Below are 25,420 nucleotides of genomic sequence, written 5' to 3'. Positions count from 1 at the left end.
GGTCCATGAATGGACATTGGAGCTGGACCATGATCGTGGCATGGTCCCAAACACATCCACGGAGGCGGCGATCCCATGACCAAGGCCAGGCCAAGCAAGATCGCGCCTTTGGATCCATCGGCGGCCACCCCCTTCTACCGGCAGATCTACGAACGGGTTCGCGGCGCCATCGCCAGTGGCGTGCTGAAGCCAGGCGAGCGCATCCCATCGGCAAGGGCGCTGACCCGGGAATTGGGACTGGCGCGCGGCACGATCGAGACGGCCTACGCTTTGCTGGCTGCCGAGGGCTACATCCAGGCGCGCGGCCAGGCCGGCACCATCGTGACGCCCGGCCTCAAGCGGACACCTGTCGCGAGCCCGCTGCCGAGAGCCGAGAGCGGCCTGACGACACCCAGCTTCCGTCCGGACTCGATCCTGCCGTTCCAGATGGGCCTGCCGGCGCTCGACGCGTTTCCGCGCAAGATCTGGGCGCGGCTTGGCGCCCAATGCGTGCGCGCCATGCAACCATCCGACATGGTTCACCCCGCAGTTGATGGCCTGCCCGACCTGCGGGCGCGGATTGCCGCCTATCTCCAGGTTTCGCGCGGCATCGACTGCGGCCCATCGCAGATCTTCGTGACATCGGGCTATCGCCACACGATCGAGCTGATCGGCCATGCTTTGCTGAAGGCCGGTGACAGCGTCTGGCTGGAGAGTCCCGGCTATCCGCCGACGCGGGACGTGTTGAAATATCTGCATGTCGCGGCGGTCTCGGTTCCGGTTGACCGCGACGGGATGATCGTTCCGGAGGGCTTTAAGCTGGCGCCAAGGGCGCGCGCGGCTGTGGTCACCCCGGCGCATCAGTCGCCGCTCTGCGTGTCCCTGTCCCTGCCCCGCCGCCTCGAACTCCTGGATTGGGCGTCAAGAAACGACGCCTGGATCGTCGAGGACGATTATGACGGAGAGTACCGCTATGTCAGCCGCCCGCTGCCGGCGCTGAAGAGCCTGGATCGCGACGGGCGCGTGCTCTATGCCGGCACCTTCAGCAAGGTGCTGTTTCCAAGCCTGCGGCTTGCCTATCTGGTGGTGCCGCAAGCACAGGTCGAACGCTTCGCGGAAATCGCCCTGGCCTTTGCCGGCAGCAGTCCTGGGCTTACGCAAGCCATCGTCACCGCCTTCATGGCGCAAGGTCATTTCGCCCGCCATATCCAAAGGATGCGCAAGCTCTATGGCGAGCGCAGGCAGGCAACAGTGGCTGGGCTGGAAAGCGTGCTGGGAAAACGCATGCGCATCGATTCACAGCCCGGAGGCATGCATCTGATCCTGCGCCTGGCAAACAGAAAGCCGGACCGTCAGGTCGTCGCGCGCATGCGGGCCGAGGGGCTCTACGCCGAAGCCTTGAGTGACTGGACCGTTACGGATGACGGTGCTTCGGCCTTGCTGCTTAACTTCACCAATGTCGCGACGCAGCGCACCGCGGAGGCCTTGGGAAAACGCATATTGGGGTGCCTCTGAGAGTAGGCATCAGCTCATTTCGGGCCGAGATCATGGTCCAGCATGGAAGACGCATCATGGACCTTCTGAGATAGGCCAAGACGCGGCACAAAAGCCCTCATTCAACCAACCAGAAGGGCTCCATCATGAGCAACCGTCTCGACTACGCCAAGGCTTCGCCTGAAGGCTTCAAGGCTTATGGCGGCGTCTACGTCGCAATCCAGAAATCCGGCCTGCCGAAAGAACTCGTCGACCTCGTCTATCTCAGGGTCTCGCAGATCAATGGCTGCGCCTATTGCATCGACATGCATTCGCGCGACCTCTTGAAGTCGGGCCTTGCAGTCGACAAGCTCGTGCTGGTGCCGGTGTGGCCCGATGCGGGCGACGTCTTTTCCGGCCGCGAACGCGCCGCCCTTGCCTGGGCCGAAACCGTGACACGGGTCGCCGAAACCGGCGTTCCCGATGCGGACTACGAAGCCGCGGCGAGCGAATTCGGCGATAAGGAGCTTGCCGATCTCACCTATGCGATCGGCCTGATGAATGCCTTCAACCGCTTCGGCATCACCTTCCGCTCGACCCCGGCCGCTACGGCCAAGGCCGCAAAAGCCGCCTGAGCCATCACGCGCGCAGGCATGCCTGCGCGCCGCGCTCGCCTCTCAGTTTTTGAAGGAACCTGTCACCATGGCATGGGCACTCCTCAGCATTGCCGGCATCCTCGAAATCGCCTTTGCCTTGTTCATGAAGTCGTCCGTCGGCTTTACCCGGCTGATCCCGTCCGTGCTGACGGTGGCGACCGGCGTGTCCAGCGTCGTCCTCCTGTCGATCTCGCTGCGCAGCTTGCCGGTCGGCACCGGCTATGCCGTCTGGACCGGCATCGGCGCGGCCGGCACGGCGCTCATCGGGATAGCCTTGCTGGGCGAGTCCGCAGCACCCATGCGGCTCTTCTGCATCGCTCTCATCCTGGCCGGGGTGATTGGGCTGAGGCTGGTTTCTTGAGACCGAGCGGACCGCTCTAACCTTGCAGCGGACGCCAGACGGAATCTCCGGTGGGACAAACAGCCATGGGCGCGGGATCTCCCCCGCGCCCATGCGATTTCACCTACCTCAGTTGCACTTCGGCTTGGCGCTGTTGCAGGCGTCGACGAGTTCGGCCGGCGGATCCTTGTGAAAGACGGTCTTGTAGGATTCCAGCACGTTGGACTGAACGACCGGCAGCGACTGCACGCCGACCCAGGCGGGCGTCGGTTGCCCGATCAGCGCCTTCATCATGGCCAGCGCCTCGGCGACGCCCTGGTCGTAAGGACGCTGCGAACCGGTTGCCTTGAGCGGGCCGCCCTTGGCGATCTCGATCGCGGACTGCAGGCCGAGGTCGACCGTGGTGATCGGAATGTCGATGCCTTGCGCGCGCATCGAGGACAGCGTGTCGAGCGCCGGCTGGTCCCACACCGCATACAGGCCCTTTACATCGGGATTGCCGGTGAGGAAATCGCCGGCGATCTGCGACACTTTCGAGGGATCGGTGAAGTCGACCTGCTTCATGACGATGTCGGGCCGGTTCTTCTTCATCCACTCGCTGACGCCCTTGGTGCGCTCATTGGTGCTGAAATAGTCGACGCCGAAATTGACCAGGCCGATCGTGCCGCCCTTGGGCATGCAGGACGCCAGGATCGTCGCCGCGATCTGGCCATTGCCCTGGCTGTCGGCCGAGACCATCGTGGCAAAATCCTTTGGCGATGAGAGGCCAACCGGAATGCTGTCCATGAACACCAGCTTGATGCCGGCCTCACCCACCTTCTTGTAGGTCGGCGCCGTCGCGGTGAAGTCGACGGGGATGGAAATGATGCCGTCGGGATGCTGCTGGATGGTGTTTTCGATATCGGCGATCTGCTTGTCGACCTGATATTCGGCCGAGGCCACGCCGGTGACGGTGACGCCATATTTGGCCAGCGTTTCGCTGATGCCCGCCACCTGCAGCTGCGACCAGTCGAGGTTCACCGTCTGCATGGAAATGCCGACCTTGAACTTGCCGGCCTTGACCTTGGCGGCCTCGTCGTCGGTCAGTTTCAGCTCGTCGGGCGAGGCTGCCTTTTCGCCATGCGGACCCTGCCCGACAATGCCCTTGGGGCCGAGTGTCGCGAGGTCGACGCCGGTGACGCAGGTGTCGGGCGTTTGCGCAAAACCTGGTGATGTCGACAGCGCGAAGGCGCTGGCGGCGAGGCTCAATGTTCCGAACAGGATTCGTGCCGAATGTTTCATGACTTTCCTCCGTTGATTTCTAGTGTCCGTATGCCGTTTGGAGCCGGCGGTTTTCTGCTGGTATTCGGTGATATCCGGGGATGCGCGCCTTACCTCCTCGTGAACGCGACCGCGGCGACGATGATTGCTCCCTTGATGACGAGTTGCAGCGACGAGCTGACGCCAAGCAGCACCAGCCCATTGTTGAGCGTGCCGATGATTAGGCTGCCGAGCAGCGTGCCGAGCACGAAGCCGCGGCCGCCAAACAGGCTGCAGCCACCGAGAATGACCGAGGCGATGACGTCGAGCTCCATGCCTTGCACCACGTCGGGCCGCGCCGCGTGCGAACGCGCCGACAGGATCAACGATGCGAGCCCCGCGAGCGTCCCGGTCAGCACGAAGGCCAGCGTCGTGACCTGCTTGATGTGGACGCCGGAATAGAGCGCTGCCGTCGGGTTGCCGCCGGCGGCGTAAACGCGCCGCCCGTAGACGCTGTAGTGCAGCAGCAATATGCCGGCGATGGTGACGCCGAGCGTCCACAGGATCGGCGCCGGAATGCCGAGCACCGAGCCCTCGCCGAAGATCGCAAAATAATACTCGTTGGTGATGATCACCGGCTTGGTGTTGGTGACCATCAGCGCCAGCCCGCGCGCGCCGCTCAACGTGCCCAACGTCACCAGGAAGGACGGGATTTCGAGGCGGGTGGTCAAGACACCGTTGAGCAACCCGATCAGCGCCCCGGTGCCCAGCCCCGCCACCGCGCCGACGACCCAGTTGTTGGCGACGAACGCCATGGCCAGCGATGCGCTCATGCCCGAAAGCGCCAGCGTCGAGGCGACCGACAGGTCAATCTGCCTGGAGATGATGACGAACGTCATGCCGACCGCAATGATCGAGACCAGCGTCGTCTGCCGGCCGATGTTGAGAAAATTGTCGATCGACAGGAACCAGGGCGACGCCAGGCTAAAGACGATCAGCATGATGGCGAAGGCGACGTAGAGCATATAGGGCCGCTCGCCTTGAAGCAGATGCTGCAACGCCGAGCGACCGCCCGGCTGGTTGGCGGCGGCTTTTGCCGGGCTTTGTGTGTCGGTCATGCCGCGTGCTCTTCCGATGGCTGCGAAAGTTGAATGAGGTGATGAAGGTCCTCGGCGCTGCCGAATTCCGACCGCGCAATCGTCCTGGTGATGCGGCCATCGACGACGATCGAGATGCGGTCGCAGAGCTGCAGCAGTTCGGACAGATCCGAGGACACCAGCAGCACCCCGCTTCCGGCTGCCGCCGCGGCACGAATGACGCCGTAAATCTCCTCGCGCGCGCCGACATCGACACCGACCGTCGGCTCGTCGAGCAGAAGCACGCGCGGCCGCGGCTCGTTCCATTTGCCGAACACCACTTTCTGCTGGTTGCCGCCGGACAGGTTCTTCACCAGGGTCGACGCGCCTGGTGCCTTGACGGCCAGCCGGCGCATCGCGGCATTGGCATGTTCGCTCGCCGGACCGCGCTGCAGCCAGCCGAGGCGCGAGAAAGTCGGCAAGCGCGGCAGGGTCAGATTGCGCTCGATCGAATGTTCGAGGACCAGGCCCTGGACATGCCGGTCCTCCGGCACCAGCGCGATGCCTTGCCGTATCGCTGCCGCCGGGTCTGTGCCCTTCAACGACACGCCGTCGAGGCTGGCCTCGCCCGACTGGACGGGCCGCAGGCCGAAGATGGTCTGCAGGATTTCGGTCCGCCCGCTGCCGATCAGGCCGGCGAGGCCGTGGATCTCGCCCCCGCGCAATTCGAGGTTGACGCGATCGAGCCTGTCATTGCTGACATCAGTCAGCTCGAGCACAGGTTTTTGGGAGGAGCCAGCGGAAGCCGATGACGGCGTGCCTTGCCCGGCGCCGTCCGTCTTCAGAACAGCATGATCCGGCCCGACGATCGCGCCCACCAATTGCCGCATATTGCTCTGCGCCGTGACGAATGTTCCGGCATTCTGCCCGTCGCGGAACACGGTCACCCGGTTCGAAATCCGGAACACTTCGTTGAGGCGATGGGTGACGTAGATCACCCCGACGCCGCGCGCGGCAACGGCGCGGATCGCCTCGAACAGGATCTTTTCTTCGTCGTCGGTCAGCGCCGAGGTCGGCTCGTCCAAAATGAGCAGGCGGACATCGCCCATCAGCGCCTTGGCGATCTCGGTCATCTGGCGATAGGCGAAGGGCAGCGAGCCAACCATGGCGCGGGCATCGAGCGGGATGTTCTGCGATTTGAGGAACGCCTCGGCCTGCGCCACCAGCTGGCGTTTTTTCAGGAAGCCAAGCCGTGTCTTCGGTTCTCGTCCCAAGAGCAGATTGTCGGCGACCGAAAGCGATTCGACCAGGCTCAGATCCTGGTAGACGACCGCCACGCCGGCATCGCGCGACTGGGCGGGCGAAACGAATGAGACGGGCTTGCCGTCGATTTCGATCGAGCCGCCATCATGCACATGCACGCCGCTCAGGATCTTGATCAGCGTCGATTTGCCGGCGCCGTTTTCGCCAAGCAGCGCATGCACTTCACCGGACAAGATTTCGAGGCTGACGCCGCGCAGCGCATTGACGCCGCCGAACCGCTTCCTGACGCCCTCGACGCGCAGCAAGGGGGCCTCGGAAATCAGCGCAGTCGAACCCGGTTCGATCATGACGCCCGCACTTCCTCCCTTTGACGCGTCCCCACCCCAGACTGTCGAGAGTCTCTTTTGAGACTTCTCTTACTTTTTTTGTGACTTTTCCATCAGGTTGATGAAATGTCAAACGGAGTCAGGCCTGCGGCTGAAATGAATCCGGCCCGACCTCACCATGTTCGGTGACGATGGCGTCGAAGCCGTCCATGGTTGAGAAAAAGGCGCGCTTGAGCTTGCCGATCTTGCTGGAGTCGATGACCAGATAATTCTCGCGCGCCAGGCCCATCACCTTCTGTTTCACCACCGCCTCGTGAAAATGTTCGCAGGTGGCGCCGCGCTTGGCATCGACGCCGGCGGCCGACAGGAAGGCCGCGTTGATGCCGACGCTGTTCAAGATCTCGAAATCATGCGTGCCCGAGAAAGACGCCGACGCCGGATGATAGACGCCGCCCAGCATGATGATCGTGACATTGGCCTTGCGGCTCAGGCGCTCCGCCACATTCATGGCGTAACATATTGCCGTTATTTGATAATTGTCGGGAATGAGATCGATCATATGGATCAGCGTCGTGCCGCAGTCGATGAAGATCGTCTCGTCGGGCCGTATCCTGCGCACCGCATGCGCGCAGGCTTCGCGCTTCGCCGCCGCATGGCTGTCGGCCGCGGTCGCCAGCTCGTAAGGGATATCGGCCTCGATCTCGGCCGCCGCCAATATGTGTCCGCCGAGATAGGCGATCTGCCCCTGGTTGGTGGCGATATCGCGCCGCACCGTCATCTCCGAGACGCCGAGAAGCGCCGCCGCCTCGCTAAGATGGATGACCCGCCGCTGCGACAGCAGATCGATCAGCCGTGCCGTCCTTTGCGCTTTGCGAGCGGTCATGCGTTGGGCCTGTGCATCCCTTGAAATGTGAGGATTTTAACAACCGCTCTCATTCAGATGCAAGCCCAGTGTCCAGGTTCGCCCTGGGTCTCTTTAGGTGCGGCGCGAAAGATAGTCGCGAAGGCGATGCAGGCGCCGTTGAATCTCCGGCGTGTCGAACAGAAAGGGGCCGCCGCCGGGTCTGTACATCGCAAGGTCCATAACGGCACTTTGAACAAGCTCGTCATCAGGATAGGCGTCGTCGAGCAACACTTCCAAGCTGTTGGCGGCTGCCAGGCCGGTGTCCTCTCCACTGACGAACCTGTTCAGCAGCAAGCTGAGGTCGCCCACGGTGTCACCCCTTCTTGGCCCCGAACCGCAACCCGTCCATCAAGAGCCTGACCAGCCGGCGCGAGCGGTCGCGCCACTCCGGCGTGTCGGGCGCTGAGTAGATGCCCGACAGCGCGTGCAGCACATCCGAGGCGTCGACATCACCGCGGATGGTGCCGTCGGCCACCGCCGCCTCGACCAGTTGGCGCAAGGCCTGCGACACTCGCCCGGACGTGTCTGAAAACAGCGTCGAATTGGTGCTGAACAGGATGCGCAGGCTGGTCGCCAGGCCGCGCTTGGTGGCGATGTAGTCGACAAAGCGCTGCATCCACTGCTCCAGCGCGACATCGGACGGATGTTTTGCCGCGAGATCACCGGCGGCCGCGCACAGGCCCTCCGCCTCACGCCGGTAGACCACCTCGACCAGATGCTCGCGCGTCGGGAAATGCCGGTAGAGCGTGCCGATGCCGACACCGGCGCGGCGCGCGATCTCTTCCAGCGAGGCATCGATGCCGCGCTCGGCAAACACAGAAGCCGCCACCTCGACCAGTCGGTCGCGGTTGCGCTGTGCATCGGCACGCAGCGGTTTTTCCTCTGCGGCCTTGTTTTCTGTGATGACGGCTTCGGCCAATTTTTTCTCCACGGACGAAATATGGGACTTGAACCCGGCCAGGCCAAGCCCCAACTAATAAACGGAGGCACCTCCGTTTTAAGTGGAGCGCCTTCATCATATAAGAAGGGGAAGCGATATGTCACGTCTTTCGAACCTGCAAGCCGACATCTCCCCTGCCCGCCTGTCTCCCGGGAGATCCGCGGTCATCTCCACGTCCGCCCACGCCTGACCATAAGGTTACCTTGCCCTTCTCCGGCAAGGCACCAGTTCACTTCCCATCCGCGTCAAGCAAACTGGAGCCAGACGCCCATGACCAGCCTTCCCATCACGCTCACCATCAACGGGCACCGACACGAGCTGGAGGTCGATCCGCGCGTAACCCTGCTCGACCTGCTGCGCGAGCGGCTCGATCTCACCGGCACCAAGAAGGGCTGCGACCGCGGCCAGTGCGGCGCCTGCACGGTGCTGGTCGACGGCAAGCGCATCAACTCCTGCCTGGCGCTGGCGGTCAGCCATGACGGCGCCGATGTCTTGACCATCGAAGGCGTCGCCCACGGTGAAGAGCTGCATCCGGTGCAGGCCGCCTTCATCGCCCATGACGGCTTCCAGTGCGGCTTCTGCACACCCGGCCAGATCATGAGCACGCTCGGCCTGATCGCCGAGGGACAGGCCGGCGACGATCCCGAACGCATCCGCGAGGGGCTGAGTGGCAACATATGCCGCTGCGCGGCCTATGGCGGCATCGTCGAGGCCGTCCTGGAAGCCCAGGTAGAACTTGCCAAAGCCGACCGGAGGACCGCGGCATGAGAGACTTCGACTATATCAGACCCGCCACCATTCCCGACGCCATCGCGGCGGCGGCCGAGCCGGGTTCGGCCTATCTGGCCGGCGGCACCAATCTGCTCGACCTGATGAAGGGCGGCATCACCAGCCCCGAGCGCATCGTCGACATCTCTCGGCTGCCGGAACTCAATCGCATCGAACGGCTGGACGATGGCGGCCTGCGCATCGGTGCACTGGTCCGCAATGCCGATCTCGCCCACGACGCGGCGTTTGCAAAAGCCTATCCGGCGGTGGCCGAAGCGCTGCTGTCGGGTGCCTCGGCGCAGCTTCGCAACGCCGCCACTGTCGGCGGCAATCTCCTGCAGCGAACGCGCTGCAGCTATTTCTACGACACCGCCAGCGCCTGCAACAAGCGTGTATCAGGCGCCGGCTGCGATGCACTGGGTGGCGAGAACCGCCTGCACGCGGTACTCGGCTGGAGCGATGCCTGCATCGCCACCCATCCGTCGGACTTCTGCGTACCGCTGGTGGCGCTCGACGCCGTCGTCGAGATCGAGGGCAAGAAGGGCCGGCGCCACGTCACGCTGGAGGAATTCCACCGGCTTCCCGGCGAAACGCCGCAGCGGGAGAATGCGCTGGAGCCCGGCGACCTGATCGTGGCGGTGCGCCTGCCGGCGGAGGCGGCCTCCTTCGCCGCCAATGCTCGTTATCTCAAGGTGCGCGAGCGCACCTCCTATGCCTTCGCCGTCGTCTCGGCCGCCGCGGCACTTGTCGTCGATGGCGGCAAGATCCGCGCCGCGCGGCTGGCGCTCGGCGGCGTCGCGGCCAAGCCGTGGCGGGCGCGCTCGGCGGAAGCCATCCTGCTTGGCGCCGATGCCAACGCGGCGACCTTCGCCGGTGCGGCGGACGCCGCCTTGGCCGATGCCAGCCCCTCCGGCGACAATGCGTTCAAGATCGAGCTTGCCCGCCGCATCGTGGTCAGGGCGCTGATATCCGCCCTGGCGGGAACGCCCGAGCGGCTGCCGGCCCTTCCTGCCTCCCCGTTCTCAAACATTCCCGGAGCGCGCCATGACGCTTGAACTCAGCCTCAACCAGCAGCCCGCCCATGCCCGCCAGGGCTCCAGCATCGGCCAGCCACTGACCCGCCGCGACGGTTTTCTGAAAGTCACCGGTGCAGCCCGCTATGCGGCCGACAACCATCCGCCCGGCATGCTCTACGCCGTGCTCGCTGTCTCCAGCATCGCGCGCGGCCGCGTTGCCTCGCTGGATGTCGAGGCAGCCAAGGCGCACAAGGGCGTGGTCGAGGTGATGACGCCCAAGAACCGGCCGGCGCTCGCCGCTGACCCGGACGCCAAGGACCATCCCTTCATGTTCCGGCTCGACCTGTTGCAGAACGACGGGGTCCGCTACCCCAACCAGAGCATCGCCGTGGTGATCGCCGAAACGCTGGAAGCGGCGACCGAAGGGGCGGCGCTGCTCTCGCCGCGCTATGAAGCGCTGCCGGCGCGCGTCGGTCTCGACGATGCCGAAAGCTTCGTGCCGCGCGGTGTCGGCGTCGGCAATCCGGCCGTTCAGCACAAGGGCGATGTCGAGGCCGGCCTCAAATCGGCAAAGACGCGGATCGAAGCCACCTACGAGACGCCGGCCCAGTACCACAACGCCATGGAGCCGCACGCGATCGTCGCCGCCTGGGATGGCGACCGGCTGTCGATCGACACGCCGAGCCAGGGCCTGGCTATGGCGCAGGGCCGCATCGCCGGCCTGTTCGGCATCGCGCCGCAAAACATCCACATCCGCAGCCCCTTCCTCGGCGGCGGCTTCGGTTCGAAAGGCATGATTTCCGGACCGCAGGTGCTGGGCATCCTGGCGGCGCGTCTCGTTGGCCGTCCCGTCAAGCTGGTGCTGCGGCGCGAGCAGATGTACGGGCCTGTCGGCCACCGCGCGCCAACGCGCCAGACCTTGCGCATGGGCATGGATGGCGAGGGGCGGCTGACGGCCATAACCCATCACGCCAAGACCACGTCGAGCACCTTCGACGATTTCTTCGAGCCGGCGGCGGACGCCTCGCACACGCTCTATGCCAGCCCTGCCATCACCACCTCGCACGAGGCGGTGCGGCTCGACACCGGTACGCCGCTGTTCATGCGCGCGCCCGGCGAAGCCACCGGCTCGATCGCGCTCGAGAGCGCCATCGATGAGGCGGCGCACGCCTGTGGCATGGACCCGCTGGAATTCCGGCTGCGGAACTATGCCGAGGTCGAGCCGATGACCGGTAAGCCGTTTTCCTCCAAGGCACTGCGCGAATGCTACAGACAGGCGGCCGAGACGTTCGGCTGGGCGAGCCGCCCGCTGCAGCCGCGGCTGATGCGCGACGCCGACGGTTTCCTTACCGGCTGGGGCATGGGCACGGCGACCTTCCCGGCCATCATGTTCCAGGCCGAGGCGCGAGCCGTGCTGAAGGCCGATGGCAGCGGCCTGATGGAGACCGGCGCGCAGGACATGGGGCAAGGCGCCTGGACCGCTTTCGCCCAGATCGCCGCCGATGGGTTGGGGCTCGACATCGACCAGGTCGATTTCAGGGCCGGCAGTTCCGACCTGCCCAATGCGGGCATTGCCGGCGGCTCCGGCCATACGGCGACGGCCGGCATGGCGATCCACAATGCGGGCGCCGCCGTGATCGCCAGGCTCGCCGATCTCGCCACCGGCAACGAGGCCTCGCCGCTGTTCGGCGCCGGCAATGAAGGCGTGGTGGCGCGCGGCGGCCGGCTGTATCGCCGCGACGATGAGAATCGGAGCGAAAGCTATGCCGAGATCCTCACCCGCGCTGGCCTCACCGAGATCGAAGGCCACGGCAAGGGCGCTCCGGACCCGGCATCCCAGGAAACCTATGCCAAGCACGCGCATGGCGCCGTCTTCGCCGAGGTCAAGGTCGATCCCGATTTCGGGCAGATCCGCGTCACAAGGCTGGTCGGCGCCTTCGCCGCCGGGCGGGTCATCAATCCCAGGCTTGTGCGCAGCCAGTATTATGGCGGCATGATCTGGGGCGTCTCCTTCGCGCTGCACGAGGAAGCCGTCCCCGACCGGCGCTCGGGGCGGATCCAGAACGCCAACCTCGCCGAATACCATGTCCCGGTGAATGCCGACGTTCCATCGGTCGAGGCGCTTCTGGTCCATGAGGACGACCCTTACGTCAATGCGCTCGGCATCAAGGGCGTCGGCGAAATCGGCATCACCGGCACCGCCGGCGCGGTTGCCAACGCGGTCTGGCATGCAACCGGCGTGCGGCCTCGCCGCTTTCCGATCCGCATCGAGGATCTGTTGGCCTGAGAGTGGTCCGCGCAGCGACGGGAAGCCGATTACGTGGCTTCCCGAACGAGAGTGCCCAAAGCGACAGCGAAGGGCAGGATAGCGGGCGCTAGATCCGCCGGCTGCCCTCGCCTGCCCGACATGAGATCAACCGACTTCGCGTCAAGCAATTGGAGCCCGACGCCCATGACGAAAACAACAGTCCCCATCCATCTCGACATCAACGGCCAGCACCACGAATTGCAGCTCGAACCCCGCGTCACGCTGCTCGACGCCTTGCGTGACAGGCTCGGCCTGACCGGCACCAAGAAAGGCTGCGACCACGGCCAGTGCGGCGCCTGCACCGTGCATGTCGACGGCGAGCGCGTGCTGGCGTGTCTGACGCTGGCAGCACAAGCCGAGGGCCGCACCATCACCACCATAGAGGCGCTTGCGCGGGAGGGCGAACTGCATCCCGTGCAGGCTGCCTTCCTCGAGCAGGACGCCTTCCAGTGCGGCTATTGCACGCCGGGCCAGATCATGTCGGCGGTCGCCTGCATCCGTGAGGGCCATGCCGGCTCGGATGAAGAGATCCGCGAATACATGGCCGGCAATCTCTGCCGTTGCGGCGCCTATCCGCACATTGTCGCCGCTGTCCGACAGGCAGCCCTGGAGGTCGCATCATGAGGGATTTTTCCTATTTCCGCGCCGGCTCGATCGATGCCGCACGCCAGGCAGCCGCCCTGCCCGGCGCCATGCTGCTTGCCGGTGGCACGACACTGATCGATCTCGCCAAATGCGGCGTTGCCGAGCCCGATAGCCTGGTCGACATCACCCATCTCAAGGGGCTGGACCGGATCGAAGTGACCGAGCGCGGCGCCACCATCGGCGCGCTCGCCAGAATGGGCCACGTCGCCGACCATGCCGACATCAAGAGCCGCTTCCCCGCAATCTCCGAAGCGCTCTGGCAGGCGGCGTCGGCGCAGATCCGCAACATGGCGACCATCGGCGGCAATCTAATGCAGCGCACGCGCTGCCCCTATTTCCGCGATCCCGCGAATTTTTCCGCCTGCAACAAGCGGCAGCCCGGCTCAGGCTGTTCGGCCATCGGCGGCGTTACCCGTGGTCACGCCGTGCTTGGCACCAGCGAGGCCTGCATCGCCATGTACCCCGGCGACCTCGCCACCGCGCTGGTCGCCTTCGACGCGACAGTCCATCTCGGCGAGCGCAAGCTTATGGTGGACGACTTTTTCCTGCTGCCCGGCAGCACGCCCGACAAGGAACATGCGATCGAGCCCGGCGAAATGATCACCGCCATCGAAATTCCCGCCTCCGCTACTGCCCGCCGCTCGACCTATCTGAAGATCCGCGACCGGCAGTCCTATGAATTTGCCGCCGCGAGTGCCGCCGTCGGCCTCGAACTGGAAGCCGATGGACGCACCATCCGCGACCTGCGCGTCGCGCTCGGCGGCGTTGCCACCAAGCCATGGCGCGCGCGGGCCGTGGAAGACGCGTTGAGGGGCAAGGTGCTGGAGCCGGAAACCGTCCGCGCCGCCAGCCTGCTCGCCGTCGAAGGCGCCGTCGACCACGGCGCCAACCACTACAAGATCGAGCTCGCGCCGCGCGTTATCGCCCGCGCCATCCTCAAATTGGGAGAGACGGCATGACCGTTCACAACATCAGACATGGTGACGCCTCCGATGGCGCGCTGGCGGAAGCCGTCGGCGGCCGGCTGTCGCGCGTCGACGGCCCGGCCAAGATCACCGGTGCCGCGAAATACGCCGTCGAGCAGCAGCTCGAAGGGCTAGCCTACGCCGTGCTGGTCGAAAGCACGATTGCGTCAGGCAAGGTGCGCGCCATCGACACCGCAGCCGCCGAGACAGCACCCGGCGTTCTGCAAGTGTTGACGCCGGACACCATCATCAGCCTGAGAACCGCATCGGACTGGTTCGGCACACCGCCGCCCGACAAGCCCTACTGCCCGCTGGCGCGCGACATCACCTTCTCGGGCCAGCATGTCGCGGCTGTCGTCGCCGAAACCTTCGAACAGGCGGTCGCTGCCGCTGCCCTGGTCAAGGTCAGCTATGACGAGACGCCTGCCATTGTTGATCTCAGCGACAGCAAGGCCGGTGATGGCATTCCGATCGACGCCATGACCAAGGAATGGGGCGATGCGCCTGCCGCCTTCGCTTCGGCGCCGGTGCGGATCTGCGCCGCCTACAACACGCCGCGCGAATACCAGGCGCCGATGGAGCCGCACGGCCTGATCGCCCGCTGGGAAGGCGACCATCTCACCGTGTGGGAGCCGAGCCAGTGGCTCGACGGCATGGCCCGCACCTATGCCGAATGGTTCGAAGTGCCGTTCGAGAATGTGCGGCTGGTCTCGCCCTATATTGGCGGCGGCTTTGGCTCCAAGGCGCTGGCGCTCAGCCACGGCGCGGTGGCCGCCAGTGCAGCCAAGATGCTCGGCCGGCCGGTGCGGCTGGTCATGACGCGGCCCCAGACTTTCACCGGGTACGGCGGCCGCGCCGCGACACGGCAGACGGTGACGATCGGCGCCGACCATGACGGCGTGATCCAGTCGATCGTGCATCGCGGCGTCAATGAAACATCGATCGACGGCATGTGGGTCGAGCCGCTCGGCTCGGTCACCTCGATCATGTACGCGACGCCGAATTTCTCTTCGAAGCAGAATGTCGTGCGGGTGAACTCGGTGGTGCCGGGCGCCATGCGCGCGCCGGGCGAAAATCCCTCGGCTTTCGGCATCGAAAGCGCCATCGACGAGCTTGCCTATGAGGTCGGCATCGATCCGCTGGAGATCCGGCTCAGAAACTATGCAGAGCAGGACCCGCACGCCAAAAAAGCCTGGTCGACTAGGCAGTTGCGCGAGGCTTTTGCTGCTGGCGCAGAACGCTTCGGCTGGGCCAGGCGCTCGCCAGCACCACGCTCGATGCGTGACGGCAACCAGCTGATCGGCTGGGGCGTCGCCGCCGGCACCTACCCGGTGCGCCGCGCGTATGGCGAGGCGATCGTGCGCATCCTGGCCGACGGCTCGGTCGAGGTCGAAAGCTCGTCGATCGACATGGGCCAGGGCACCTACACCATCCTGGCGCAGACCGCCGCCGAAACGGTCGGCGTGCCGGCCGACGACGTGGTGGTGAAGCTCGGCGACTCCCGCTTTCCCCGCGCCGGCGTCACCGGCGGCTCGCGCCTTGCCGGCGTCATGACGGGCGCGGTCTACAAGGCCGCAACCTCGGCGCTCGACCAGTTGGTGGGGCTCGCCATCAGCGATCCGCGTTCGCCCTTCCACACGCTGCAGGCCAATACTTTGGTTGTCGCCAATGGCCGTATCACCGCACCGCGCGGCGATGGCCCCGATGTCTCCATCGCCGAACTGCTCAAGAGCGTCGGCCGCGACCAAATCGAAGCCACGGGCGACACCATGCCGGCCAACTCGACGGCCGAGGACCGCTACAAAAACTACACCACCATCGCCATGTCGCTGCCGCACACCGAGGGCGACTATTCCCGCCACTCCTGGTGCGCGCATTTCATCGAGGTGCGCGTCGACGAGGATTTCGGCACCGTACGGGTGTCGCGCGTCGTGTCGGCGCTGGATTCCGGCCGGCTCTACAACCCGAAACTCGCCGAAAGCCAGTGGAAGGGCGGCATCATCATGGGCATCGGCCAGGCGCTGCTGGAAGAAGGCATCATGGACCGCCGCCACGGCCGCATCGTCAACAACAACCTCGCCGATTATCTGGTGCCGACCAATGCCGACATTCCCGACATCGAGGTGATCTCGGTCGGCATTCCCGACCTGCACTCCTCGGTGCTCGGTGGCAAGGGTGTCGGCGAACTGGCTATTGTCGGTGTCGCGCCGGCGATCGCCAACGCGGTGTTCCATGCGACGGGCAAGCGCGTGCGCGACTTGCCGATCACGCTGGAGAAGCTGATCTGATGGCTGCGCCGGGAAATTGGGCAGAGCGGTTTCGGTCCGGCACCCCATAGCGGGGCCGGACCGCACTCAGCCGACAGGCTGTCCCTTGGCCTTGTCGGCGGGTGCGGCACCGTTTCCGACAGCCGGATCAGGCGGCGCGACATTCTCGTTCACGACCGCCGGGTCGCTGTCGGCGTTATCCGCGTTTGACGTCTTGACGGCATCGCCAGTCTCCAGCGCATTGGCAAAGCGCTGGAGCGTGTCCGGCACAAGGCGTTCGGCAAACCCGGCTATAAAACCCCAGATCAAGACCTTGGCATAATCTTCCATGGTCGTCGGCCCGAAATTGCTCGTCAGGTCCGTGAAGTTCTTGCAAGCCCCGATCTTACACGTGAATTCGGGTATCAGTTGAGCGACGGTCAGCAGCTTGCTGGCGAAGACCAGATAGAGAACCGCAGCGGCGATGGCTCCGACAACAGCCGGAACGAGCGAATAGATAAACAGATAGAATTTGGGCAGGTCCTGCAACACAGGGCTGACCAATGCCTTTGGCAGATCGTCGAACTGGTAGAGGCGGATCAGCGCGCTGAAGAAAGAGCCCAGGCAGCCGGACAGCACCACGACCGGGAAAATTCCAGGTGCGATATCGCTGTCCCCCTGAGCCTTCATGGTCAGGATCGCCGCGACGACGATCGCGGCGATCACGGCGATCGTCGTCAGGAACAGCCAAAGCAGCATCCTCTGGTATGCGGCAAGAATCCGCCCGGCAATCTGCTTGTCCGCGGTCAATACGTTTAGGTCCACCACTGAGGCCCCATTATCCGGTGTCGGCTCTGCCACGGCCCCTCCTTGATTTTCTAGTGATCAAAATGATCCAAGGTCGACACAACAAGGTTTGAGTGCGTTCCCAGCCAATCCATTTCGTCCTGGTTATGTAACTGCGTAGCGACGACCCATGAGACCGCCAGCGCCTTATCTCCGTGCGCCAAGGCTTCCAAGGCGCGCTGAATGCAGTCGTGAGCTGATGTGGTCAGTCTCTGTACGTGCAAGACCGGGGTAATCGTGCCATCGAGGTGAAGTTTGATGGAAAAGTCACCAAGATAGGTCGCGCAAAGCAGAACGTCGCTGCACGGTCCGCGATCCGACCAGGCCCAGTTGACGTCGGCAAACGCCCTCGAGGCATCAGCCGTATCGTCAGCCAACGCCCGGCCGTGAACGACGGCCAGGAATGCCAATGACAGGCTCGTCAAGATCGATTGCCGCCACAGAAAATGCATCATTTTCCTCGGGCTACTGGCTGTCGAGGGTCGACTTGATCGTCGTGTAGAAACTGCGCCGCAGAATGACGGACTTCCTCACCTTCGGCTTGCTGCTGGTGATCGTTCCGCCATAGAGGCGCCTGATGATCTCATCGATATTCCCGGCATCGGCCAGGGCATTGAACGGCTTGTAGTCCCTCCAGTACCAAGCAGTCCCCTGTATGTTGGTGCCTATGTCCTTGATGATCAGGTCCGGATCGGCCACGAGGCGGTTGTCCCCGAAAATCGCACGGCTGCACGAATTGTAGGTTGCTTCCCAGGTAAGCTGATGCATGCCGCGACCGTAATACCGTCCGTACGGCATGCCGTGCCCCCTGCCATACTCTTCGAATGTCCGGAAATAATCCGTCTCGATGACCGCCTGCGACAGGAACGCGACTTCCCTCAGTCGCGTACCGGCATCGGCGAGCAACATCGCGCGATTGAGTGCGTCGGCGACGACATCCAGATTGAGCTGCGACCGGATATGAACGCCGCCACAGCGGTCCATGATGGTCTGCAGGAGAACTTTGTCCAGCGTGACGAAGCTGCCTGACGGCGATGATGGCTGCGCCGGTTGCGGTGGGCTGCCATCCGCCTGCTCGGGCCGAAGATAGGACAGCAGCACGTGGCCATCCGCGGCGCCGTCGCCGTTCCGGTCCACCTGTCCCCACGTCCCTTCCCGCTTCAGAAGGTGGACACGTGTACCCAGTTGAAGAACGCCGACAACCGCGAACTCCGTGCCAGGGCCTGCTCGCAGGTTGAGGCCATCGCGCGCGATCGTCACATAGACATCGCCGGTTGCAGTCGTCGCCGGCACCACGTTTGGCGGCGGCGGCGCAGCCTCCATCGGGACTGGCTCCTCGTCGCCGACCGCGCCATCGATAGCGGGAGAGACTTCGTCCGCCATCGCGTCATCCAGCATGTTGGTCATTTCCCCACCCACCAATCTGAATTCAGTCTATGCTGTGAAACTCCAAAGTAATTTCGTCCGAAGGGTCGGTGCGTCCGTATCGGATTTATCCGAGGGACCATCGAATACAGCCGCGAACAACAAGCTATCGCCTCGATTCAATCAGGCGTCGACGCTTCCGCGATCAGTCATGTCTGCTGGGCTTGGATTCTGTAATCATCATCTGCGGCCAGCCGAGATGGCAGGCATTCGAAAAGTCATCAACGAACTATGTGCTGATGCTCCCCAATCGTTTTATCTTTTTTCTCACCCGGTTGTCACGCTACTACTCTGTTCAAGTAGAATCGAGTCCTCATTCCGGCCGTTCTGGTAATTTTTTCTTGAGAATCCTGGCTGGGAAGCCGGCCTCCTCTGATCTGCTGGCCATCTCCCCCTAGGGAAAGATGGCCGCTTCAGCCGATCAGAACTTGTAGCTGAGCCCGACCCGGACATCGTGCGTCTGCAGATCGACATGCGTCTCCGTGAGCAGACCGGCTGCTATCGAGAGGTCCTTGCTGCCGAAGTCGGAGTAGCGATATTCGGCCCGCGCGATCCACCGGTCGGTGAAGGCATGCTCGATGCCGGCGCAACGGTCCAGCCGACATGGGTCTCATCGTGGAATGGTATTTGAACGGCGCCGCTACCGCCGATCGCAGTCACTTCATACTTTGCCGCGGCCACGCCGGCAGCGATGTAGGGCAAAGTCCGATCGAAAGCGTAGCCCGCCCGCAGCCGCGCCGCACCCGACCACTTAAGTTCGCTCTTGAGCAATGTGCTGAAACCACCGCCACTAGCATCGAGGGGCGTCAGTCCGTCGGCATTGCTGTAGGCGATGTCAGCCTCGGCGCCGATGACGAAGCGGTTCGCCATCTGGTAGTTGGCGCCGATATGAATACCGCCAATAAAACCGTCTGGATCGAGGGGAAGGTTAAGGTCCGTGGCCCCACCGATGCCGCCGCCGGCGATGAAGAGATCGGACCTTCCGGCCACGTATCCGATGTCGACGCCGGCATAGAGGCCGGACCAGTCGTAGCCGGAAACGGGCGATGCCTCAGTGATGTCTGCCGCGCATGCCATGCCGATCGGCGCGAGGATGAAGGCCGTAGCGAGTAGGATCGTTTTCATTTTGTCTGCCGCCCCAAGGGTTGTGGTCCCCGCCGCGAAAATGCTCCGCGGCGATCGAGCACCCGGTGTTGCATTGTCCGCGGGTCACGTCTTGGGCTGGGCCGCACTGGAATTGTCTGGGATAGTGGGGCGGCGCTTTCCCGGTCGGTGTGGCGATTCAGCCGCAGTCGATTTGGCGCTCGACAGGACTGGCGGCGCGAACCTACCTGGCGCCGCTCGGCGTCGAGCCGAAGCGGCGGCGGAAGCAGCGATTGAAATAGGAAACGTCGGAGAAGCCGCTGAGCAGCGCGATCTCGCTGATGCGCATCCGGTCGTTGCGCCTGTCGCAAAGCATCCGGTGCGCCCTCTGCAGGCGCAATTCGTGAATGCGCTCGGCAAAGCTCACCCCGGTTTCCTGCAGCAGGTCATGGACATAGCGCACCGAGAGCCGCAATTGCGAGGCAACGCTCTGGGCCGAAATGGCGGGATCGGCGAAATTGTCCCGCATCTTTTGCAGGATGGCCTGCAGCCTTGCCGCGCGCAGGCCACGCAGGCCCGCGAGTTCGGCGGCCTCGCCCTTGGCGCCGGTCGCCAGGCCGATCAGGTCGACGATCGTTTCGGTGGCATGGCCGACAAGATCGGGTGAAACCAGAGCGGGGCCAGCTTCCAGGAAGCTGCAATAACGCTTGAGCATGTCGAGCGCCTCATTGTCGGCACCGATGGTCAACGCCAACCGGTCCTCGACATGCGTGAAGGCATTCTCCAGCACGACGCGCGGCAGCACCACATTGGCCCAGACATTGTTGTCGCCGCCCGTCATCTGCAACGCCTCCGAAGCCGAGACAAGTGCGGCCTCGCCCTTGCCCACACGATAATCGCGGCCGATCTGGGTGCCGCTGAGCACCGTATCGCCATTGTTGACCAGCAGCAGATAGCCGTCACGGCCGTCGGCGGCGATGTTGCTCGCCTTGCGGCTGGCATGCCTGATGGTCCCGGCCATCTGCCCGAGCACCAGCGGCCCGACGGCCGTGGCCTCGATCGCGGCCTTAAACGACAGCTTCTCGGAGATCGTATATTCGACCGACCATATTTCGGCGACGTGGATGTCCTGCCAGAGCGCGAACCGTGCGTGCTGGTCCAGATGCGACGGCAGGTCGACCGATGAAAAGACATTGTTTTGCAAGGAACAACCAGACCTTTTTCACGCGCGCATATTCACTTTGTTGTGCACCGTATTGGACCAGATAACGCTCTGTCCAGAGCTGGAAATACTTGTGCGCCAGGCGACAATTTCATTGCCGTTCTGGACAAGGATCTTCCAGCTTCGATTGATCCGGCGTGGGGATTTTCGGAAATACACGCACAAGCCAGCAGAACCGGCGACGCCCGGCCTCATGCGGTCTCTACGCAGCATTTACCGCCGAGACGGCGATGGCAGCGACGAGGAAGCCACGCCCCTACTCCGGCGAAGGCACCGGCGGCTTCGAGGTCAGCGCCGTGCCGGCGGCCGCGACGATGACGGCGGCAATGCCGGCCAGTTGTGGTGGGGTCAGGCTCTCGTGCAGGAACAGGAAGCCGGCCAGTGCGCCGAGCCCCGGTTCCAGGCAGGTCAGCGTGCCGTAGATGCGGGCCGGCATGCGGGTCAGCGCCACCATCTCCAGGAAGAACGGCAGCGCGCTCGAAAACAGGCCGACGAGCAGCGCGCTGACCAGGATCGAGGGCGCCAGCAGACCCATGCCCGCTTGCGCCACGCCGAAGGGCAGCGCCAGCACGGCGGCGATCGCCATGCCATAGGCGGTGGTGCGGGTGCCAAGCTCCGCGCCGGCCTTCTGCGCGAGCACGATGTAGAGCGCCCAGAAGCCGCCGGCCGCGAGCGCCAGCATCACGCCCACGGGGTCGAGCGGCTGCAACGAATGGATGAAGGGCGAGAGCAGCACGATGCCGGCGACCGCCAGCGCGATCCAGGCAAAGTCGCTGGCGCGCCGCGAGGCCAGCGTCGCCACCAGCAGCGGCCCGGAAAACTCCAGCGCAACCGCAACGCCGAGCGGAATCCTGGCGAGCGCGGCGTAGAACAAAAGGTTGAGCGCCGCGAGCGTCACGCCATAAGCGACCAGCCACGGCAAGGTGGCGCGCGACGGCCGCATCTGCCAGGGCCGCAGCACCGCGATCAGCATCAGCGCGCCGATGACCAGCCGCAGCGTCGTCGTGCCTTGCGCACCGATCTGTGGGAACAGCGTCTTGGCGAAAGTGGCGCCGATCTGGATCGACACCATGGCCCCCATTAGCGCCGCGACGGGCAGAGGCGCCGCTTCGCGATTGGCAACCGGCATCGATGTCACTTCTTGTCACCCTTCCCTGCCGTGCCGGGCATCCGCGCGACCGGTGGCATGGCTGGCAGCTATGGCCTCCCCGGGCAGGCCTGTCGTGAGGCACGGGAAGACAGTCGGCTGGGGCAAGCGCGGGCATAGGCCCGGAAGTCGGGGAACCCCTTCCGCCATTCACGGCATTGGTTGGGGCTGCCTGCCTAAGCGGCGGCGGCAACAGAGCGCTTGAAGACGATGGTGACCCGCGTGCCCTCGCTGGCGCTCGAATTCACGTCGAATTCCGCCTTGGCGTTCTCGGTCAGCGAACGCGCGATCAGCGCGCCGAGCTTGCCGGGCTTGGGCCAGGTCTCGCCTTCCGGCAGGCCGATGCCGTCGTCTGCGATGACAATACGGCAGCCATCGCCGTTGACGATGCTATGCAGCGTGATCGTGCCGCCGTCGCGCCCTTTGAAGGCATGCTTGAGCGCATTGGTCAAAAGCTCGTTCACCACCAGCCCGGTCGGCATGGCGACGTTCACCGACACCGGATAGGTATCGACCTTCATGTCGAGGCGAATGCCCTCGACCGCATGCGAGTTCATCACCGCCGACGCGATCTGGCTGAGATAGACGCCGAGGTCGACCTCGTCCTTGTGATCGTCGCCCGACAGCGTCTGGTAAAGGATCGCCAGCGCGTCAACGCGGCCGGCCAGCCTCTCGAAACGCTTCTGGTCCGGCTCGGTCGCGTTGCGCGTCTCCAGCCGGATCAGCGCGGTGATCATCTGCAGATTGTTTTTCACCCGGTGCTGCAGTTCGCGCAGCAGCGTGTCTTTCTCGCGCACGCGTTCCTCGACGGAGCCTGCATCCTCGGTCTCGCCATGGGCCGAGACGTCGACCAGCGCCACCAGCCGGAAGCAGACCTTGCCATTGTCGTCCTCGATGACGTTGGAATAGGCGTCGACGATCGCCGGTGTATCCTGCGCCCTCTCCAGCCGGAACGTGCCGACGAAATCGGTCTCCTCGACCACCGCCTCGGACAGCATGCGCTCCTTCTGCTGGTGCAGGCCGGTGCCGGCAAGTGCCGCCCAGTGCTTCTGGGCGAGCCTCGCCGCCTTCAGGCCCGACAGTTTCTCGAATTCCGGATTGGCATAGACGACACGCTCCTTGGCGCCGAGGTCCGAAACGGCAATGGCGATCGGCACCTGATCGAGGAACTTCTTGAACTGTTCGCTTTCAAGCGCGCTGGCAAGGTCCGGCGTATCGAGCAACTGCTCGACCGCTTCGGACTTGTGTGTATCGGATGTCATCTGCGGCGCCTGTGCTGTGCGTGGGCACCATCAGTATCAGCGATGCGATCAGGTCGCTATCGCCAAAGCGTGCCGCCGTCGCTGCCCGTCTACCAGCTCACGTCCTGCAGACTATGCGGCCGCGACAGCGCGTCGAACTCAACACGTTGGAGGCAAGTTCATGGAACGCCATGCCAAGTTGGGGCGTTTAGGCTGACGTCAGCAGGCCATCAATTGGATTTGGTCAGCGACTGGCGCAATTGGAGATCGACAATGGATATTCCCAAAGGCGCGACCGTTGCAGTGGCCGACGGCGAAAAGCTGAACCTGTTTCGCAACTCAGGAGACGAAGCCAATCCAAAGCTGACGGCCTCGGCCGTCGAAGACGTGACAAATGACAACAAGGGGTCCGGCGCGCGTCATCAAAGCAGCTCTGCCAATCCAGACAACAGTCAGATCGACGAAGATAGCTTCGCGGCAGGAACAGCCGAGCTTCTCAACCGACAAGTGCTCGGCGGTCAAATCGCCAACCTGATCGTCATTGCCGCTCCCCGAACGCTTGGGGAACTGCGCAAGCATTACCATCAGAAACTGTCGGCGGTGCTTGTTGGCGAGATCGCAAAAGATCTCACCGGGCATTCGGCGCAGGAGATAGAAAAAGTCGTTGCCGCTGCCTAGATGGTCAATCTGGCCTTAGACAATCCCTGCATGTTCACCGCCTGAAGTCTCTCGCCGCAAGCAGTTGGCGAGAGCACTCCACTTGATTGCCCTCAGCACGATATCGTCGGCGGCGAACACGCTCGACGGCAACTCATCACTGCGCCGCCATCTTCGCCAGCCGTGGTCCGGTCTTGACGTCGACGATCTCGGGCTTGCTGCTGTCGACCGTGCCGTTCCAGCCGCCGCCGAGCGCCTTGTTGAGGGCGATGTAGTTGGTCGCCAAAAGGACACGGCTTTGCAGCAGTGAATCCTCGGCCGAGTAGAGCGAGCGCTGGGCGTCGAGCACGTCGAGCAGGCTGGTCTCGCCGGCCTTGTAGAGCGTGCCTTCGAGGTTCGCCGCTTCGCCATAGGATTTCGCCGACGAGGCAAGCTTGCTGATCCGGATACGCTCCTGCGCCATCAGCACCAGCGCATTCTCCACATCCTCGAGCGCGGTCAGCACCGAGGCGCGGTAGGCGATGAAATACTGGTCGCGCTGGGCGCGGGCGACATCGGCCGCCGCCTGCAACTGCCCGGCATTGAACAGCGGCACGCTGAGCGACGGCCCAAACGACCAGCCTATCGACGAATTCTTGCCGAGATCACCGAGATTGAGCGCCGCCGTGCTGATGTTTCCCGTCAGGCTGACCGAGGGATAGCGCGCCGCCTCGGCCTGGCCGACCTTGGCGGTGTATTGCGCGTATTGCCGCTCGGCCATGCGCACATCCGGGCGTGACAGCAGGATATCGGCGGGAATCCCGGTCGGCATCGGCAGGCGCGGTGACGGGATCGGCTTGCTGCGCTTCAACCGCTCGGCGAGTGTGGCCGGCGGCCGGCCGGTGAGCACCGACAGGCGATGCACCGCCTCGGCATAGCTTGCCTCCAGCGTCGGCACCGCGGCTTCGGTGCTGGCCGCCTGCCCCATCGCCTTGGCGACATCGGCCGCCGTTGCCGAACCTGCCAGCGCCATGGTGCGGGTGAGTTCGGCGGTCTGCCGCTGCGACACGGCCGAACGCCGGGCGAGCGCGATGCGAGCCTGGTAGCCGCGCGCCTGGGTGTAATAGGACGCGACATCGCCGACCAGGGTCAGCAGTGTCGAACGCAGTTCCTCTTGCGCCGCATCGACGCCGTAGCGAGCGGCCTCGACGCCCCTGCGGTTGGCGCCGAACAGGTCAAGTTCCCAGCTGGCGTCGAAGCCGGACTGGTATTCCGCGTAGATGGAATTGGTCCCCGCTGTGGTCTCGGCCGACTTGTTGCGCGTCACCGAACCGGAGCCGTCCACGGACGGCAGCAATGTGCCGGCGCTCTGGCGATAGCTGGCGCGCGCCTCGCGGATCTTGGCCTTGGCGGTGGCGACGTCGAGATTGCCGGCGACCGCTTCCTCGACAAGCGTGTCTAGCTGCGGATCGCGCAGGCGCTGCCACCATTGCGACAGCTGCGCCGGCTGGACGGATTTCGTCGGCTTCTCGCTGCTCCAGTTTGCCGGCATCGGCAAGATGGGCGTCTGATAATCCGGACCGACAACGCATCCGCTGAGCAAAACAGCCGTAATCATGGGCACAATGAGCCGCCCCGCGGCCACCGGGCCACGTTCAAAACCTGTCATGGAAAGT

The 25,420-nt window shown here is 64.3% G+C and carries 25 protein-coding genes; 10 read left to right on the top strand and 15 right to left on the bottom strand.

Annotation, left to right across the window (positions count from 1 at the left end):
• The first annotated feature begins 75 nt into the window (after positions 1 to 75).
• The 3 genes from pdxR (at position 76) to AC1DX4_RS29645 (ending at position 2,469) form a co-directional block, all read left to right on the top strand.
• Positions 76 to 1,494, top strand: a complete 1,419-nt coding sequence (gene pdxR / locus AC1DX4_RS29655) for a MocR-like pyridoxine biosynthesis transcription factor PdxR (protein ID WP_477223691.1) — start codon at positions 76 to 78, stop codon at positions 1,492 to 1,494.
• Positions 1,495 to 1,619: 125 nt separating this feature from the next.
• Positions 1,620 to 2,087 carry a carboxymuconolactone decarboxylase family protein gene (locus AC1DX4_RS29650; RefSeq protein ID WP_477223690.1) on the top strand — a complete coding sequence of 156 codons (468 nt, stop codon included), beginning with the start codon at positions 1,620 to 1,622 and terminating at the stop codon, positions 2,085 to 2,087.
• A 67-nt stretch (positions 2,088 to 2,154) separates the two neighbouring features.
• Positions 2,155 to 2,469, top strand: a complete 315-nt coding sequence (locus AC1DX4_RS29645) for a DMT family transporter (RefSeq protein WP_477223689.1) — start codon at positions 2,155 to 2,157, stop codon at positions 2,467 to 2,469.
• Positions 2,470 to 2,577: 108 nt separating this feature from the next.
• Here the strand turns inward: AC1DX4_RS29645 and AC1DX4_RS29640 are convergent, their stop codons facing one another.
• The 6 genes from AC1DX4_RS29640 to AC1DX4_RS29615 all read right to left on the bottom strand — a co-directional run bounded on the left by AC1DX4_RS29640 (position 2,578) and on the right by AC1DX4_RS29615 (position 8,187).
• Positions 2,578 to 3,729, bottom strand: coding sequence for a substrate-binding domain-containing protein (locus AC1DX4_RS29640; RefSeq protein WP_477223688.1), 1,152 nt, complete (start codon positions 3,727 to 3,729; stop codon positions 2,578 to 2,580).
• A gap of 89 nt (positions 3,730 to 3,818) precedes the next feature.
• Positions 3,819 to 4,805 (bottom strand): ABC transporter permease, encoded by a 987-nt coding sequence (locus tag AC1DX4_RS29635; RefSeq protein ID WP_477223687.1) that lies wholly within the window; start codon positions 4,803 to 4,805, stop codon positions 3,819 to 3,821.
• Positions 4,802 to 6,373 carry a sugar ABC transporter ATP-binding protein gene (locus AC1DX4_RS29630; protein ID WP_477223686.1) on the bottom strand — a complete coding sequence of 524 codons (1,572 nt, stop codon included), beginning with the start codon at positions 6,371 to 6,373 and terminating at the stop codon, positions 4,802 to 4,804. The genes AC1DX4_RS29635 and AC1DX4_RS29630 overlap by 4 nt, the downstream gene beginning before the upstream one ends.
• A gap of 118 nt (positions 6,374 to 6,491) precedes the next feature.
• Positions 6,492 to 7,235 (bottom strand): DeoR family transcriptional regulator, encoded by a 744-nt coding sequence (locus AC1DX4_RS29625; RefSeq protein WP_477223685.1) that lies wholly within the window; start codon positions 7,233 to 7,235, stop codon positions 6,492 to 6,494.
• 93 nt (positions 7,236 to 7,328) lie between these two features.
• Positions 7,329 to 7,565: a hypothetical protein gene (locus AC1DX4_RS29620; RefSeq protein WP_477223684.1), complete on the bottom strand. Its 237-nt coding sequence runs from the start codon at positions 7,563 to 7,565 to the stop codon at positions 7,329 to 7,331.
• Positions 7,566 to 7,569: 4 nt separating this feature from the next.
• The gene (locus AC1DX4_RS29615; RefSeq protein WP_477223683.1) at positions 7,570 to 8,187 is read right to left on the bottom strand and encodes a TetR/AcrR family transcriptional regulator; all 618 of its coding nucleotides are present in this window, start codon (positions 8,185 to 8,187) and stop codon (positions 7,570 to 7,572) included.
• 279 nt (positions 8,188 to 8,466) lie between these two features.
• Here AC1DX4_RS29615 and AC1DX4_RS29610 point away from each other — a divergent pair, with 279 nt between their 5' ends.
• The 6 genes from AC1DX4_RS29610 (at position 8,467) to AC1DX4_RS29585 (ending at position 16,186) form a co-directional block, all read left to right on the top strand.
• On the top strand, positions 8,467 to 8,964 hold the full coding sequence (locus AC1DX4_RS29610) for a (2Fe-2S)-binding protein (RefSeq protein ID WP_477223682.1): 498 nt from the start codon (positions 8,467 to 8,469) through the stop codon (positions 8,962 to 8,964).
• Positions 8,961 to 10,019, top strand: a complete 1,059-nt coding sequence (locus AC1DX4_RS29605) for an FAD binding domain-containing protein (RefSeq protein ID WP_477223681.1) — start codon at positions 8,961 to 8,963, stop codon at positions 10,017 to 10,019. The genes AC1DX4_RS29610 and AC1DX4_RS29605 overlap by 4 nt, the downstream gene beginning before the upstream one ends.
• Positions 10,009 to 12,267, top strand: a complete 2,259-nt coding sequence (locus AC1DX4_RS29600) for a xanthine dehydrogenase family protein molybdopterin-binding subunit (protein ID WP_477223680.1) — start codon at positions 10,009 to 10,011, stop codon at positions 12,265 to 12,267. Before AC1DX4_RS29605 ends, AC1DX4_RS29600 begins: the two co-directional genes overlap by 11 nt.
• Positions 12,268 to 12,432: 165 nt before the next feature.
• The gene (locus AC1DX4_RS29595) at positions 12,433 to 12,912 is read left to right on the top strand and encodes a (2Fe-2S)-binding protein (protein ID WP_477223679.1); all 480 of its coding nucleotides are present in this window, start codon (positions 12,433 to 12,435) and stop codon (positions 12,910 to 12,912) included.
• Positions 12,909 to 13,892 carry an FAD binding domain-containing protein gene (locus AC1DX4_RS29590; protein WP_477223678.1) on the top strand — a complete coding sequence of 328 codons (984 nt, stop codon included), beginning with the start codon at positions 12,909 to 12,911 and terminating at the stop codon, positions 13,890 to 13,892. The genes AC1DX4_RS29595 and AC1DX4_RS29590 overlap by 4 nt, the downstream gene beginning before the upstream one ends.
• The gene (locus AC1DX4_RS29585; protein WP_477223677.1) at positions 13,889 to 16,186 is read left to right on the top strand and encodes a xanthine dehydrogenase family protein molybdopterin-binding subunit; all 2,298 of its coding nucleotides are present in this window, start codon (positions 13,889 to 13,891) and stop codon (positions 16,184 to 16,186) included. Before AC1DX4_RS29590 ends, AC1DX4_RS29585 begins: the two co-directional genes overlap by 4 nt.
• 66 nt (positions 16,187 to 16,252) lie before the next feature.
• Here AC1DX4_RS29585 and AC1DX4_RS29580 read toward each other — a convergent pair whose 3' ends face one another.
• The 8 genes from AC1DX4_RS29580 to AC1DX4_RS29545 form a co-directional block, all read right to left on the bottom strand.
• Positions 16,253 to 17,005: a hypothetical protein gene (locus AC1DX4_RS29580; RefSeq protein ID WP_477223676.1), complete on the bottom strand. Its 753-nt coding sequence runs from the start codon at positions 17,003 to 17,005 to the stop codon at positions 16,253 to 16,255.
• 17 nt (positions 17,006 to 17,022) lie between these two features.
• Positions 17,023 to 17,445: a hypothetical protein gene (locus AC1DX4_RS29575; RefSeq protein ID WP_477223675.1), complete on the bottom strand. Its 423-nt coding sequence runs from the start codon at positions 17,443 to 17,445 to the stop codon at positions 17,023 to 17,025.
• 10 nt (positions 17,446 to 17,455) lie between these two features.
• A complete protein-coding gene (locus tag AC1DX4_RS29570; RefSeq protein ID WP_477223674.1) occupies positions 17,456 to 18,397 on the bottom strand; it encodes an SH3 domain-containing protein in 942 nt (313 codons plus the stop codon).
• A gap of 439 nt (positions 18,398 to 18,836) precedes the next feature.
• On the bottom strand, positions 18,837 to 18,968 hold the full coding sequence (locus tag AC1DX4_RS29565; protein WP_477223745.1) for an outer membrane protein: 132 nt from the start codon (positions 18,966 to 18,968) through the stop codon (positions 18,837 to 18,839).
• Positions 18,914 to 19,540 carry an outer membrane protein gene (locus AC1DX4_RS29560; protein WP_477223673.1) on the bottom strand — a complete coding sequence of 209 codons (627 nt, stop codon included), beginning with the start codon at positions 19,538 to 19,540 and terminating at the stop codon, positions 18,914 to 18,916. The genes AC1DX4_RS29565 and AC1DX4_RS29560 overlap by 55 nt, the downstream gene beginning before the upstream one ends.
• 202 nt (positions 19,541 to 19,742) lie before the next feature.
• Positions 19,743 to 20,702 carry an AraC family transcriptional regulator gene (locus tag AC1DX4_RS29555; RefSeq protein WP_477223672.1) on the bottom strand — a complete coding sequence of 320 codons (960 nt, stop codon included), beginning with the start codon at positions 20,700 to 20,702 and terminating at the stop codon, positions 19,743 to 19,745.
• A 274-nt stretch (positions 20,703 to 20,976) separates the two neighbouring features.
• Positions 20,977 to 21,858: an EamA family transporter gene (locus tag AC1DX4_RS29550; protein WP_477223671.1), complete on the bottom strand. Its 882-nt coding sequence runs from the start codon at positions 21,856 to 21,858 to the stop codon at positions 20,977 to 20,979.
• A 185-nt stretch (positions 21,859 to 22,043) separates the two neighbouring features.
• Positions 22,044 to 23,129: a sensor histidine kinase gene (locus AC1DX4_RS29545; RefSeq protein ID WP_477223670.1), complete on the bottom strand. Its 1,086-nt coding sequence runs from the start codon at positions 23,127 to 23,129 to the stop codon at positions 22,044 to 22,046.
• Between the two features lie 252 nt (positions 23,130 to 23,381).
• On the opposite strand from AC1DX4_RS29545, the gene AC1DX4_RS29540 reads away from it, so the two are divergent.
• Complete coding sequence (locus tag AC1DX4_RS29540) at positions 23,382 to 23,786, top strand: host attachment family protein (RefSeq protein ID WP_477223669.1); 405 nt, start codon at positions 23,382 to 23,384, stop codon at positions 23,784 to 23,786.
• 136 nt (positions 23,787 to 23,922) lie between these two features.
• On the opposite strand, the gene AC1DX4_RS29535 is transcribed toward AC1DX4_RS29540, so the two are convergent.
• Positions 23,923 to 25,413 carry an efflux transporter outer membrane subunit gene (locus AC1DX4_RS29535; protein WP_477223668.1) on the bottom strand — a complete coding sequence of 497 codons (1,491 nt, stop codon included), beginning with the start codon at positions 25,411 to 25,413 and terminating at the stop codon, positions 23,923 to 23,925.
• Between the last annotated feature and the right edge of the window lie 7 nt (positions 25,414 to 25,420).

Source organism: Mesorhizobium sp. P3_A8, assembly GCF_056402995.1.
This window is presented reverse-complemented; position numbering and strand designations above follow the sequence as displayed.

Bases quoted from the DNA above. Each gene is read 5' to 3' on its own strand.
- AC1DX4_RS29595 (WP_477223679.1), top strand. From the start codon at position 12,433: ATGACGAAAACAACAGTCCCCATCCATCTCGACATCAACGGCCAGCAC.
- AC1DX4_RS29645 (WP_477223689.1), top strand. From the start codon at position 2,155: ATGGCATGGGCACTCCTCAGCATTGCCGGCATCCTCGAAATCGCCTTT.
- AC1DX4_RS29540 (WP_477223669.1), top strand. From the start codon at position 23,382: ATGGATATTCCCAAAGGCGCGACCGTTGCAGTGGCCGACGGCGAAAAG.
- AC1DX4_RS29575 (WP_477223675.1), bottom strand. From the start codon at position 17,445: ATGATGCATTTTCTGTGGCGGCAATCGATCTTGACGAGCCTGTCATTG.
- AC1DX4_RS29535 (WP_477223668.1), bottom strand. From the start codon at position 25,413: ATGACAGGTTTTGAACGTGGCCCGGTGGCCGCGGGGCGGCTCATTGTG.
- AC1DX4_RS29560 (WP_477223673.1), bottom strand. From the start codon at position 19,540: ATGAAAACGATCCTACTCGCTACGGCCTTCATCCTCGCGCCGATCGGC.
- pdxR (WP_477223691.1), top strand. From the start codon at position 76: ATGACCAAGGCCAGGCCAAGCAAGATCGCGCCTTTGGATCCATCGGCG.
- AC1DX4_RS29640 (WP_477223688.1), bottom strand. From the start codon at position 3,729: ATGAAACATTCGGCACGAATCCTGTTCGGAACATTGAGCCTCGCCGCC.
- AC1DX4_RS29635 (WP_477223687.1), bottom strand. From the start codon at position 4,805: ATGACCGACACACAAAGCCCGGCAAAAGCCGCCGCCAACCAGCCGGGC.
- AC1DX4_RS29545 (WP_477223670.1), bottom strand. From the start codon at position 23,129: ATGACATCCGATACACACAAGTCCGAAGCGGTCGAGCAGTTGCTCGAT.
- AC1DX4_RS29605 (WP_477223681.1), top strand. From the start codon at position 8,961: ATGAGAGACTTCGACTATATCAGACCCGCCACCATTCCCGACGCCATC.
- AC1DX4_RS29600 (WP_477223680.1), top strand. From the start codon at position 10,009: ATGACGCTTGAACTCAGCCTCAACCAGCAGCCCGCCCATGCCCGCCAG.
- AC1DX4_RS29590 (WP_477223678.1), top strand. From the start codon at position 12,909: ATGAGGGATTTTTCCTATTTCCGCGCCGGCTCGATCGATGCCGCACGC.
- AC1DX4_RS29630 (WP_477223686.1), bottom strand. From the start codon at position 6,373: ATGATCGAACCGGGTTCGACTGCGCTGATTTCCGAGGCCCCCTTGCTG.
- AC1DX4_RS29585 (WP_477223677.1), top strand. From the start codon at position 13,889: ATGACCGTTCACAACATCAGACATGGTGACGCCTCCGATGGCGCGCTG.
- AC1DX4_RS29650 (WP_477223690.1), top strand. From the start codon at position 1,620: ATGAGCAACCGTCTCGACTACGCCAAGGCTTCGCCTGAAGGCTTCAAG.
- AC1DX4_RS29570 (WP_477223674.1), bottom strand. From the start codon at position 18,397: ATGACCAACATGCTGGATGACGCGATGGCGGACGAAGTCTCTCCCGCT.
- AC1DX4_RS29610 (WP_477223682.1), top strand. From the start codon at position 8,467: ATGACCAGCCTTCCCATCACGCTCACCATCAACGGGCACCGACACGAG.
- AC1DX4_RS29625 (WP_477223685.1), bottom strand. From the start codon at position 7,235: ATGACCGCTCGCAAAGCGCAAAGGACGGCACGGCTGATCGATCTGCTG.